General features: G+C 71.4%; 10 protein-coding genes. 1 reads left to right on the top strand and 9 read right to left on the bottom strand.

Annotation, left to right across the window (positions count from 1 at the left end; all coding sequences use genetic code 11):
- Positions 1–6: 6 nt before the first annotated feature.
- The 3 genes from ACFRFC_RS28975 to ACFRFC_RS28965 all read right to left on the bottom strand — a co-directional run bounded on the left by ACFRFC_RS28975 (position 7) and on the right by ACFRFC_RS28965 (position 3,876).
- Complete coding sequence (locus tag ACFRFC_RS28975) at positions 7–801, bottom strand: ABC transporter ATP-binding protein (RefSeq protein WP_382692421.1); 795 nt, start codon at positions 799–801, stop codon at positions 7–9.
- Positions 802–877: 76 nt separating this feature from the next.
- The gene (locus tag ACFRFC_RS28970) at positions 878–1,936 is read right to left on the bottom strand and encodes an ABC transporter substrate-binding protein (RefSeq protein WP_382692420.1); all 1,059 of its coding nucleotides are present in this window, start codon (positions 1,934–1,936) and stop codon (positions 878–880) included.
- A gap of 368 nt (positions 1,937–2,304) precedes the next feature.
- Positions 2,305–3,876 (bottom strand): MDR family MFS transporter, encoded by a 1,572-nt coding sequence (locus ACFRFC_RS28965; protein WP_382692419.1) that lies wholly within the window; start codon positions 3,874–3,876, stop codon positions 2,305–2,307.
- A 507-nt stretch (positions 3,877–4,383) separates the two neighbouring features.
- Here ACFRFC_RS28965 and ACFRFC_RS28960 point away from each other — a divergent pair.
- The gene (locus ACFRFC_RS28960; RefSeq protein WP_383112666.1) at positions 4,384–5,208 is read left to right on the top strand and encodes a FadR/GntR family transcriptional regulator; all 825 of its coding nucleotides are present in this window, start codon (positions 4,384–4,386) and stop codon (positions 5,206–5,208) included.
- A 694-nt stretch (positions 5,209–5,902) separates the two neighbouring features.
- On the opposite strand, the gene ACFRFC_RS28955 is transcribed toward ACFRFC_RS28960, so the two are convergent.
- The 6 genes from ACFRFC_RS28955 to ACFRFC_RS28930 form a co-directional block, all read right to left on the bottom strand.
- Complete coding sequence (locus ACFRFC_RS28955) at positions 5,903–6,661, bottom strand: dienelactone hydrolase family protein (protein WP_382692417.1); 759 nt, start codon at positions 6,659–6,661, stop codon at positions 5,903–5,905.
- Between the two features lie 52 nt (positions 6,662–6,713).
- Positions 6,714–8,240: an MFS transporter gene (locus ACFRFC_RS28950; RefSeq protein ID WP_382692416.1), complete on the bottom strand. Its 1,527-nt coding sequence runs from the start codon at positions 8,238–8,240 to the stop codon at positions 6,714–6,716.
- A gap of 355 nt (positions 8,241–8,595) precedes the next feature.
- Positions 8,596–9,027 (bottom strand): heme-binding protein, encoded by a 432-nt coding sequence (locus tag ACFRFC_RS28945; protein WP_382692618.1) that lies wholly within the window; start codon positions 9,025–9,027, stop codon positions 8,596–8,598.
- 14 nt (positions 9,028–9,041) lie between these two features.
- A complete protein-coding gene (locus ACFRFC_RS28940) occupies positions 9,042–10,562 on the bottom strand; it encodes a DHA2 family efflux MFS transporter permease subunit (RefSeq protein ID WP_382692620.1) in 1,521 nt (506 codons plus the stop codon).
- Positions 10,559–11,143, bottom strand: a complete 585-nt coding sequence (locus tag ACFRFC_RS28935) for an NADPH-dependent FMN reductase (protein ID WP_382692622.1) — start codon at positions 11,141–11,143, stop codon at positions 10,559–10,561. Before ACFRFC_RS28935 ends, ACFRFC_RS28940 begins: the two co-directional genes overlap by 4 nt.
- Before the next feature lie 32 nt (positions 11,144–11,175).
- Entirely contained in the window at positions 11,176–12,114 is a 939-nt protein-coding gene (locus tag ACFRFC_RS28930) for a fumarylacetoacetate hydrolase family protein (protein ID WP_382692624.1), read from the bottom strand.
- Positions 12,115–12,282: the final 168 nt, after the last annotated feature.

The following is a 12,282-nucleotide window of genomic DNA, read 5'->3' as shown; positions in this document are numbered from 1 at the left end:
CTCCTCCTAGGAGTCCAGGTCGTTCTCGAGCAGGCCCCACAGCTCGCGCCGCAGCTCCTGGAAGTTCTTCACGTCGGTGATGTTGTAGACGTCCCGGGGGCGTTCGAGCGGGATGTCGACGGTGGTGCGGATGCGGCCGGGGCGGCCGGTCATGACGGCGACGCGGTCGGACAGGGCGATGGCCTCGGTCAGGTCGTGGGTGATGAACACGACCGAGGTCTGGCGCCGCTGCCACAGATCCAGGACGGTCTTCTGCATGGTCGTCTTGGTGATCGCGTCGAGCGCGCCGAACGGTTCGTCCATGAGCAGCACTTCGGGCTCGTAGACCATGGTCCGGGCGATGCAGCAGCGTTTCTGCATGCCGCCGGAGAGCTGGCGGGGGTAGTGGTTCTCGAACCCTTCCAGGCCCACGATCTTGAGCCACTCGCGGGCCCGCTCGACCCGCTCCCGCTTGGGCACCTTGCGGATCTCCAGCGGCATCATCACATTCTCCAGCGCCGTGAACCACGGGAAGAGATTGGAGTCCTGGGTGATGTAGCCGATCTCCAGCCGGTCCAGCTCACGGTCGCCGCTGAGCAGCTTGACCTCGCCGGACGTCGGCTTCAGCATGCCGGTGACGATGTTGAGCAGGGTGCTCTTGCCGCATCCGCTGGGCCCCACCACGGTGAAGAATTCCTTCTCCCGGATGGTGAGGTTCACGTCCGTGAGGACGTCCATCATCTTGCCGTCGGGCGACTCGAACCGGTGCGAAAGATCCCCGAGGATCATCGTCGGCCGCGCCGTCTCAAGGTCCTGCTTCATTTTCCTCCGCCTCGTCCCTGTGCTGGCGTCCGTCTGATGGCGTCGGCGCGGGCCGGCCGGCCCGGGCGCGGCCGGATCACTTCTGGTACTCGTCCGTGTAAGCCTTGGCGAGCTTGTCGGCGGACGGCATCTCGAACATGCCCATGTCGGCGAGGATCTCGGTGCTCTTGTTGAACTCCTCCTGCGTCATGTTGGCGTCCGTGGCCCACTTGTAGTGGGGCATGGCCTTGACCAGGATCTCCTCGCTGAAGGAGTTCATGTTGGCCTGGAGCGCCTTCGCCGCTTCCTCGGGCTTCTCGTCGAGGTAGTTGTTGGCGGTGCCGATGGCGTTGCAGATCTTCTCGGCGACGTCCGGGTGCGCCTCGGCGTACTCCCTGGAGGTGCCGATCCCGGACCAGGCGACGCTGTCCAGCTCCGAGAACAGGTCGGAGGTGGCGGTGTCGTAGATGATCTTGCCGGGGGCGACCGAGAGCACCTGGTCGGGGATGGGCTGGGGCTGGAAGACCAGGCCGACCTGGCCCTTCTGGAAGGCGGCGGTGGAGGCCGCGGTGTTGGCCTGGGACAGCACGCCGATCGAGTCCCGGGCCAGGCCCTCCTTCTCCAGCAGGGCTTCCAGCAGCTTGGCGCCCGGGTTGACGGTCCGGCCGCCGATCGCGGTGATGTTCTCGCCCTCCAGGGCGATGAGCTGCTCCTTGAGCGTCATGTCGTCCGTCATGTTGTTGCGCTCCCACGCGGCGTCACTGACGGCGAGCATGTACGACGGGTCCACCTGCGTCACACAGATCTGCTGGAGGTCGATGTCCTCCTGCGTGGTGGACTGGATGACCGTGGAGGTGTTCACGGCGCCGAACTGCACCTTGCCGGTGGCGATCTGAAGGCTCGCGTTGGCGATGGTCTCGACCGTGACATCGAGGCCCTCGTCCTTGAAGAAGCCCATCTCGTCGGCGAGGAAGATCGGGGCGTTGGCGGGCGCGGCGATCGACACCGAGACGATGATCTTGTCGTTCGCTCCGGGGCTGGCGTTCCCCCCACAGCCGGCGACGGCGGTGAGGCTGACCGCCGTGGCGATCACGGCGGTGCGGCGGCGCAGCGCGGTGGCCCGAGGACGGGGTGAAGCGCCATTGCTTCTGTGCATGTTCAGGTCCCTAATCTCGTGACGTTCGAGGTCCCTATCTGGCGGCTGCCGGACACTCACGTCTGGTCCGGACACCTCCCCTTGCCGGAAAGGGGGGTCAGGCAGGTCGGGCGGTGGCGGCCGTCCCGGGCCGGCCACGCGCTATATGTGCGGTATGTGCAGCGTGTGCGATGTGTGTGTCAAGGCATGCGGTCCGCGCGAGGTGTGCGGCATCTGCGGCATCTGCGGTGCATGCAGTACATGCGGTGGGTGCGGTGGGTGCAATACACGCGGTACGTGCTGATGTGTACGTGAACGTGACTACGCGTACGTGCTACGTGTACGGAGAGGGTGGATGGAGGGTGTTCGCGGCGGGTGCTCCGGCGTCGTCAGGGCCGGGGCGGCTCGTGGGCCGGGGAGGGCGTCTGCGGCATAGGCGCTTCCTGGGGACGGGGATCGGGCGGGGACGGGGTGGGCCGGGGGGCCGCCGGGGTGGGCCGGCGCCGGCCGCGCGGCGGGGGGATCGTGGGCGCCGCGTCGGTGTCGCTGACGCGGGTCGCGGCGTACAGACCGAGGAGGTTGAGGGCGGCGGCGGTGATGAAGGCGGCGCGGTAGCCGGCCATGTCGGCTGCGCCGCCGGAGCCGGAGGCGGAGACCAGGACCGTGGTGACGACCGCGACCCCGAAGGCGCCGCCGATCCGCCGGCCGACGTTGAAGAGGGTGGAGGCGCGGCCCGAGGACGCGTCGGAGACGGTCGCGAAGGACGCGGACTGGGTGCCGAGGAAGACCTGGCCGACGGCGAGGCCCATCAGCACCAGCAGCGCGATGACCAGCCAGAGCGGGGTGGTCTCGTCCAGCAGCAGGGCCATCAGGGCGACGGCCACGCTGGTGCCGGCGGCGCCCAGCATCAGCTGGCGGCGCGGCTTCAGCTTGCGGTAGAGCAGCCGGCTGGCGAGCTGGGAGCCCACGGCCACCCCCAGGGACTGGGGGAAGGTCGCGAGTCCCGCGGCCATCGGGGTCATCCCCCGGACATCCTGGAGATAGAGAGTAATCAGGAAGAGCGTGCCGAGGAAGGTCGCGGACTGCATGGTCATCGCCGTGGTGCCGGCGGCGAAGAGCCGGATGCGCAGCAGCCGGAAGTCCATCATCGGGGCCTTCTTGCGGACGCTCACCAGGACAAGCCCGGTGAGCAGCGCGCCGCCGCAGAGCAGTCCGGCGAGCACCGGGGGCGAGCCCCAGCCGCGTTCGGGTCCCTCGGAGATGCCGAACATCAGCACGCCGAAGCCGGACGCGGCGAGCAGGAACCCGGTGAAGTCGAGCCGCTCGGCGGGCCGGGCGGGCTCGTTGCGCAGGCACAGGATCCCGAAGATCACCGCGAGCACACCGAACGGGACATTGACGTAGAAGATCGCGCGCCAGGAGACCTGGCTGACCAGGATGCCGCCGAGGACCGGGCCCAGGGTGGGGGCCAGTCCGTTGGCCATGGTGAGGATGGCGGAGGCGCGGACGCGTTCCTCGGGGCGGTAGGCGCGCAGCAGCATCGCCATGCCGACCGAGGCGAGCATGCCGCCGCCGGCCCCTTGCAGGACCCGGAAGGCGATGAGCTGGCCGAGGCTGGTGGCGGTGCCGCACAGGGCGGAGGCGAGGGTGAAGACGGTGATGGCGGTGAGCAGGGTGCGCTTGCCGCCGAAGCGGTCGCCGAGCCAGCCGGAGCAGGGGACGAAGACCGCGAGGCTCACCAGGTAGGAGACGGAGACGATGTCGACCGACGTGGAGGGGACGTCGAAGGCCCGGCCGATCGAGGGGAGCGCGATGTTGACGATGGTCATGTCGAGCGTGCTCAGGAAGATGCCGGCCACATACACGATGCCGACGGCCAGCTTCTGGCTGACGTCGAACCGTGGACCGCGCCGGGCGCCGACGTCGTGACCGGCGTCGGTGTTCGGGCGGGTTGGGGACATGGACGGCCTCCGGTGGCTCGGTCGTGGATCTGGAACGCGTACTCGCACTACGGGGCGGTCTGCATCGCCGTCCTCCGTCATGAGGGGTGTCGTCGCGGCTGTTCCCGCGCACGCCACCGGTCGGGTGGGCGTGTGGGGGGGGTGGGGTGATTGCGGATGTGTCGTCATGTCCGGGAGGGGCCGGTGTCACGGCGGTCTCGGGTACCGATGTCTGGTGTCGACGGCGTCGCTGACCCCAAGAAACCTTCTTGGTAGGTTGCTGTCAAGGTAAAGCGCACGCATTTCTTTGTTGACCCCGGAACGCCCCAGGAAGAGTGCGCGAAACGCGCTCTCACACCCTTGACTCGGTCTCGACTCGGTCAAATCGGTGCGCGGGGCGGAGCGTTGAGGCTCTGGAGGGCCGGCTGGACGAGGCTTGTGAGTCACCTATTAGGTAGGTTACGATCACCTCACTACTAAGAGCGGTCCCGTGCGTCACCGCGGCTCACGGCGCCTTCTGGGGGTGACATGTCCGTGCCCAATCCCTCCGCGAAGATCTTTCGCGGCCGGGTGGCCGACCAGATCGTCGAGGACCTCCGAGAGCAGATCCTCAGCGGCGCACTGCCCAACGGTTCCCGGCTGCCGTCCGAACGGGATCTGGCGGCGTCGTACGACGTCAGCGCGCCCACGATCCGCGAGGCGGTCCGGGTGCTCACGGCGATGGGCCTGATCACCACCCGCAACGGCAGCCGGGCCACGGTCAACGCACAGGGCGACACCATGCTCGCGATGTCCATCGCCTCGGTCGTACAGGTCGAGAAGGTGGGCGCCCGCGAGGTGCTGGGGCTGCTCGGCGCGCTCCATGCGTACGCCGCCGAGCTGGCCGCCGAGCACGCCACGGACGCGGAGATCGTCCGGCTGCGCGAGAGTGCGGAGGCGATCCCAGGAGCGGAGGGGGTCGAGGCCACCTCGGTCGCCCTGCACGCCTTCTTCGCCACCCTCGGCGAGATCTCCCACAACCCGCTGCTCGCCGCGCTGTGCCGGTTCGTCAATGAGATGCAGATCGGCCTCTCCGTGAAACTGTCCGGCGGCGAGGAGGGCGGCTGGGGGCAGGTCGCGGGCGCGCTCCAGCCCGGCCGGATGCGCATCGTGACCGCCATCGGCACCCGCGACCCCGCCCACGCCGCGGACGTCGTCCGCGCCTACCACCACCAGGTCGTCGAACGCCTCCGCGAGGTCCGCCCCAACCGCGACACCGACGCCGACGACCACCGCCTCACGGAGGCCCTGGGCGCCTGGCTCAGGTCGAACGTGGGGTTGGGCGGGCAGGTGCCGGGGGCTGCGGGCGGGTGACTGGGCCGCGCGGCCGTTGAGCGGGCCTCGCATCCGTTGAGGGGCCTCGTGGCTGCTGACCGGGTCTTCCGGCAGGTGGGCTGAGGGAGCGGGTGGCCCTGGGTCCGGGATGGGTGACCGGCCGGGCAGGGGTTTGCGCGACGGATCTGCCGGGTGAGTGCCCGAGGGGCGTTGCCCCAGCCGGTGGCGGGGCGGAGCGCGGGTGAGCCGGTCGCCGAAGGGGGGCTGGGTCCAAGGCCCGGTGCGGATGCCCGGGGTGGCCCGTGCCCCCGTACGAGCGCGGCGGCTGGGCCCAGGATTGGTGCAGATGCCCCGGGTGGGCCCGTGCCCCGTACCGACGCGGGGGGCCGGGTCCAAGGCTCGTACGCACACCACAGCTGGGCCCATGTCCCGTACTGACACCGGGGCTGGGCCCAAGATTCGTACCGGCGCGGGGGCTGGGCGCAAGGCCCGTACAGACACCAGGGTTGGGCGCAACGCCCGTACACACACCACAGCTGTGCCCCACACACGTACAGACGTGGCGGAGCCCCCCGCCCGCGCCCCCCCGGCGCCCCTGCCGATGGCGTCCTACGGCTGTCGGACCCGGGTGTGGTCCGACAGCCGTGGAGTTGGTGAGGCGGGGTGGTGAGCCGGCGTCGGGAGGGGCGCGGGCGTTCAGGCGGGCGGGTGCCGGCCGTCCTTCCGTGGGGCGCTACGCGTACGTGCGCCCCAGCAGGGTCAGCAGGGCCGACCAGTGGCGTTCGTCGGACTCCTTGTCGTAGGACGTGGTGTCGGACTGGGTGTAGCCGTGGTGGGCGCCGGTGTAGACCTCGCTGTGGTGGCGGACGCCGGCCTGGGTGAGGGCGGATTCCAGGCGCTGGATCTGCTCCGGGGGGAGGGAGGGGTCGTCGTCGGCGTGGCCGAAGTACAGCTCGGCGGTGATGGCGGGGGCGACCAGGTGAGGGCTGTCCGGGTCCTCGGTGGCGAGGCGTCCGCCGTGGAAGCCCGCGGCGGCGGCGACCCGGTCCGGGTAGGTGCCGGCCGTGAGGAGGGACAGCCGGGCACCCACGCAGTAGCCGGTCAGGGCCACCTTGCCGGGGGTCACCAGCGGGCTGTCGGCCAGCCAGGCCAGATAACCGGACGCGTCGCGCATCGCGAGGTCCGGGGTGAGGGAGCGCAGGATCGGGCGCAGGCGCTTCCACAGCTCGCCGCGGGTTCCCTCGCCGATGACCTCGGGGAGGTCGACGACCGGTGCCCGGCCGTGCCGGTGGAACAGGTTGGGCACCAGGACGGTGTAGCCCGCCCCGGCCAGCCGGTCGGCCATCGCGCGCACATGGGGCCGTACTCCGAAGGCGTCCGTGTAGAACAGCACTCCGGGGTGGGGCCCGCCATCGGCGGGGTGGGCCAGGTAGGCGTCGGCGGTGCCGTCCTGGACGGGTACGTCGACGGCGGTTCCCTGGACTTGGGTCATCGTGTGGTGCCTCTCTGCGGGGTACTGCGCTGGGGTCGGGAAGGACGGTGGCTCACCTGGCCGGCTCCGCCTCCTCCACGCCTATTTTCGGGGCCGGGGTGCGGCGGGCCGGGATGCCGAGGCCGGGCAGGGCCACCACGAAGGCGACGGCGGCCAGTCCTGCGGTGCCCAGCAGGCCCAGCCGGGCGGCGGCGGCGAAGTCGCCGTGGGTGGAGGCGAGCCGGCTGAAGTAGAGCGAGCTGGCCAGGGCCGTACCCAGGGAGGTGCCGATCTTCATGCCGGTCTGGTAGACACCGGCCGCGGTGCTGCCCTCCCGGCGCGGCACCAGCTGGAGCGCGAGGGTCTGGTTGGCGGCGATGACGAGTCCGGCGCCGGAGCCGGCCAGCGCCAGCGGCAGGGCCAGCCGCAGGAACATGTTGTCGCCGGGGCCGGAGGCGCCGACGACCAGCGCGGCGAGCGCGAGCCCGCCGGCGGTCATGGCCGACCCGACGATGACCAGCGGCCTGCCGACCCGGTGTGCCAGCCGGCCGCTGATGATCCCGCAGATCGCCGAGCCGAGCGTGAACAGCACGGTGCACAGGGACGCCTTGAACGGCGTGTAGTGCATGCCTTGCTGGAGGAACTGGAACAGGACGAGGAAGATGCCGGTGAATCCGCCGTACAGGGCCCCGGCGACCACCGTGCCGACCCAGTACGTACGTTCCCGGAAGAGGTTGACGTCGACCAGCGGCTGCTGTCCGCGCCGGGCCACCGCGCGCTCCCAGTACACGAACACGACCAGCAGGGCGAGCCCGGTCCAGGCCAGCCACCAGCGGCGGTCGCCCCATCCGCCGCTCTGGAGCAGCGGCAGCATCACGGCCGAGACGGCGAGGCCGAGCACGAGCGCGCCGACCAGGTCGAGACTGCCGGCCTTCGCGCCGCTGCGACCGCCCGCGGGCAGCAGCTTGGCGGCCAGCACCAGCACGATGACGTCCAGCGGGATGAAGAGCAGGAAGATCCAGCGCCAGCCGCTGTCGCCGAACGCCTGGAGGATCGCGCCGCCCAGCAGCGGGCCGATCGCGGTGGAGAGGCTGACGCTGGCGCCGTAGTAGCCGAAGGCGCGGCCGCGTTCGCGCGGCGGGTACATCTGGTGCAGCATGCCGACCACCTGCGGGGCGACCAGTCCGGCGGCGGCGCCCCGGAGGAGCCGGGCCACGACCAGCCAGGTGGCGTCGGGGGCGAGTCCGCAGAGCACACCGGTCAGGGTGAACAGCACCATCCCGATGAGGAAGATCTTGCGGCGGCCGAACTCGTCGCCAAGGCGGCCGCTGGGGATCAGCGCCAGTCCGAAGGTCAGTGTGTATCCGGCGACGGACCAGGTGGCCTGTGCGGACGACAGATTGAGGTGGTGCTCCATGGACGGCAGCGCGGCGGTGACGATGCTGACGTCGAGCAGGGTGAGAAAGGCCGCCGCGATACAGACGGCCAGGGCCTGGGCGCGGCGCCGGGGGGTGAGTCGGGGGGGCTCGGCACCACCGGGGCCGTGCTTCGGCCCGGAGGTGTCGGGGGTCGTGCTGAGGTCATCCGGCGTCTTTGCCATGGCGTACCTCTGTTTCCCATCGGCTGTCGGTACGGGGAATCAATAGCCGTGGCAGACCGGGGGGGTCTGCCGGGGAATGTGGCTCTTTGCGGCTCGTAGCGGTTCGTTGCGGCTCGTCGCGGTGGAGCTACATCCGTTTCCTTGTCCTTGTCCGGGGAGGACGTGGGCGTGTGCGGGGTGGCGCCGTGAGCGCCGTCGCCACCTGGGGGGGTGGCGTGGTGGGTGCCTGGCGGTGGCGCCGGGGACAGCTTGCGGGGGGCCGCAGGCCGCCTTTCGGTGACGCCGAGGACACCTCGCGGGAGGCCGGGACCGTCCTCACCGGTCCCGGCCCGGCGCCCGCCGCCCGGCGTGCGCGTCAGCCTGCGTCGGCGACGAGCCCCGCCTTCTCGATGCCGAAGAGCGCCACGGCCTCGTCGTTGTCCGGCTTCTCACCGCTCACGCCGATCGCGCCGAGCAGCTCGCCGTCCGCGTCCCGGATCAGCACCCCGCCCTTGGAGGAGGCGATCCGGCCCTCGGAGATCGCCGCGAGCGCGGCGAAGAACGCGGGGTCACGGGTGGCGTGCCGGGCACCGGCGGCGCCGCCCTGGCCGGTGCCCAGGGAGCCCCAGGCCTTGGCGTGGGCGATCTGCGGACGCAGGATGCCGGCCTTCTCCTCGCGCTTGACGACCAGCGGGTGGCCGCCGGGGTCGAGGACGGTCACGGTAAGGGGACGCAGGCCGAGTTCACGGGCGTGGCCGAGGGCCGCGTCGACGATCTCGGACGCTTGGCTCAGTGTCAGTACGGTCATGTCCGTAGCTCCTTTTATGAGGTGGTGCTTGTTGAAGTGGGGTCATAGGGAGGGGTGCCGGCCGGGGCCTTCCCGCGAAGCCCCTTGCGCGGCGGCGGGACCGTGCTCGCGGCGTCGCTGTCGCTGACCCGCGTGGCCGCGTATAGGCCGAGCAGGTTGACGGCGGCGAGCGCGAGGAACGCGGCGCGGTACCCGGCCGTGTCGCCCGAGCCGGTGGCACCGCTCGCGCCGGCCACCGTCACCAGGGCGGTGGTGGCCACCGCCACCCCGGCGGCGCCGCCGATCCGGCGGCCGACGTTGAAGAGGGTGGAGGCCCGGCCGGAGGACGCGTCGGAGATCGTGGCGAAGGACGCCGACTGGGTGCCCACGAACACCTGGCCGACGGCGAGCCCCATGCAGAACAGCAGGGCCACGACCACCCACAGGGGCGTCGACGGCCGCAGCAGCAGCCCCATCGCGGCGATGACCGCGCAGGTCGCGCCCGCGCCGAGCATCAGATGGCGGCGGGGACGCAGCCTGCGGTACAGCACCCGGCTGGCGAGCTGGGAGCCGGCGACCACGCCGACGGCCTCGGGAAAGGTGGTGAGGCCCGCGGTGAGCGGGGACATCCCCCGCGCGTCCTGGAGATAGAGCGTGAGGGTGAACAGGGCGCCGAGGAACGTCACCGACTCGATCGTCATCACCGTGGTGCCGGACGCGAACAGCCGGTCCCGCAGCAGCCGTACGTCGATCATCGGGGCGCGCCTGCGCAGTTCGGCGCCGGTCATGGCGGTCAGCAGCAGCGTCCCGCAGACCAGGGCGGCGAGCACCGGGGCGGTGCCCCAGCCCTGTTCGGGTCCCACCGAGACGCCGTACATCACCAGGCCGAAGCCGGACGCGGCGAGCAGGAATCCGGGGAGGTCGAAGCGTTCGGAGGGCCGGGCCGGTTCGTTGCGCAGGCACAGCGCTCCGAAGGCCACCGCGAAGGCGCCGACGGGGACATTGACGTAGAAGATCGCCCGCCAGGAGACCTGGGTGACCAGGATGCCGCCGAGGACCGGGCCCATCGTGGGGGCCAGTCCGTTGGCGACGCTGAGCACCGCCGAGGCCCGCACCCGCTCCTGGGGGCGGAAGGCGCGCAGCAGCATCGCCATGCCGACCGAGGCGAGCATGCCGCCGCCGGCCCCTTGCAGGACCCGGAAGAGGACCAGTTCACCGAGGCTCTGCGCGGTGCCGCACAGGGCGGAACCGAGGGTGAACACGGTGATGGCGGTGAGCAGGGTGCGTTTGCCGCCGAAGCGGTCGCCGAGCCAGCCGGAGGCCGGGACGGAGACCGCGAGCGCCACCAGATAGGAGATGGACACGGTGTCGACGGCCGTGGAGGGGACGTCGAAGGCGCGGCCGATGGTGGGCAGGGCGACATTGACGATCGTCATGTCGAGGGTGCTCAGGAACAGCCCGGCCACGTAGACGACACAGACGGCCGTCTTCTGGCTGACGGCCCGTCGGGTGCCGTCCGCCCGCTGGGTGGGTGCCGTGGCCGGGTGCGGGCTCATCCGACCGGGACGGCCGGACGGGCGGCGGAGAGTACGGTCGTCAGCCGCAGCAGTTCGTCGAGCACGCCGGTCGCGTTCTCGTCGAGGCCGGAGGGGGCCTCGAAGCCGCCGTCGCGGGTGAAGCAGAGCCGGACGGAGGGGATCAGCACGGACCCGGCGAGCGGGACCATGCCGAGCGCGGTCACCACGGGGATGAGCGCCTGGACGGCCCGGGTGCCGGCCGCGACCCCGCCGTACCCGACGAAGGCGACGGGCTTGCCCGCCCACTCCTTGGCCAGGTAGTCGAGGGCGTTCTTGGTGGCGGCGTTGTAGCTGTGGTTGTACTCCGGGACGACGAAGACGTAGGCGTCCGCGGCGCTCACCGTGGCGCTCCAGCGCTTGGTGTGGTCGTTCACGTACCGGCCGCGCTGCGGCGGGCTCGGCTCGTCCAGCAGCGGCAGGGCGACCTCGGCGAGGTCGACGAGTTCGGTGTCGAAGCCGGGGTGCTGGAGCGCCAGCGCGTGGAGCCAGGCGGCGATGGCGGGGCCGCGGCGGCCCGGCCTGGTGCTGCCGATGATGATCTGAAGGCGTGGTCGGGGCATGGGCTGACCTTTCGTCGTGGGTGGGCGAGGGGTCAGTCGTCGAGGACGACTTTGTTCTCGATGACCCCGAGCCCCTCGATCTCCCCGCGCACGACGTCGCCGGGCTGGACGGCTCCGTGGCCGGCCGGGGTGCCGGTGGAGAGCACATCGCCGGGAGCGAGGGTGAGGGCCGCGGTGAGCCAGGCGAGCTGCTCGGGAATGGAGTGGTACATCTCGGCGGTGGAACCGTCCTGGCGGACCTCGCCGTTGACCCACTGGTGGATGCCCAGCGCGTGCGGGTCGGGGATCTCGTCGGCGGTGACGAACCAGGGGCCGCAGATGCCGTAGGTGTCGAAGCCCTTGGCGCGGTCCATCCGGTTGTTGTCGCGCTCGGAGACGTCCCGGGAGCCGATGTCGCACAGCCCGACGTAGCCGGCGACGGCGCGCATCGCGCCGCCCTCGGTCAGATAGCGGGAGCGGGGGCCGATGACGACCGCCAGCTCCATCTCCGGGTCGACCTGCTCGCTGATCGTGGGGTGCCGCAGATCGTCGTAGGGACCGGCGACCGCGCCCGGTGCCTTGAGGCAGCCCTGGAGGCCGCGCCGGGGCGGTGCCTCGGCGCCGGGGCCGGGGCGCCGGCGCGGGTAGTTGGCGAGCATGCACCAGATCGTGCGGGGGCTGCCGATGGGCGGGCCGAGCCGGGCCGGATCGTCGGACCACAGACAGTCCTCGTCCAGGACTCCGGAACCGGTCTGCCCGACGGTCCAGTCGAACAGGCGCCGTACGGTGGCCAGGTCCGGGTCCGCCTGCAACAGCGCGGGCAGGTCCCCCGCCACGGCGAGCCGGGCGCGGGCGAGGGCGTCCTCGCGGTGGACTCCGTCCAGCTGTGCCCGCCGGACGAACGCGGCCTGGATGTCGATGAGCTGGTGCGGAACCAAGTCGGCGAAGCAGAGCCGGTCGCCGAAGGGGGTCCGCCGGGAGGCGATTTTCACGGGGTCACTTTCTGGACGGGTCGTCGGACTTCGGGGAGGGTCGTGCGGGCGGTGCGGCGGCGGGTTGCTGTCCGGCCGCACGCGGTGTGCGGGACGGTCCGTCGTCCGGCCTCGCACGCGATGCGCGGGACGGGCCGTCGTCCGGCCGCACGGGCTCGTACGGGCGGC

The organism is Streptomyces sp. NPDC056734 (assembly GCF_042790455.1).
Classification (GTDB): domain Bacteria; phylum Actinomycetota; class Actinomycetes; order Streptomycetales; family Streptomycetaceae; genus Streptomyces.
Note: the sequence above shows the minus strand (reverse complement) of the source record. Positions and strands in the feature narration are given on the sequence as shown.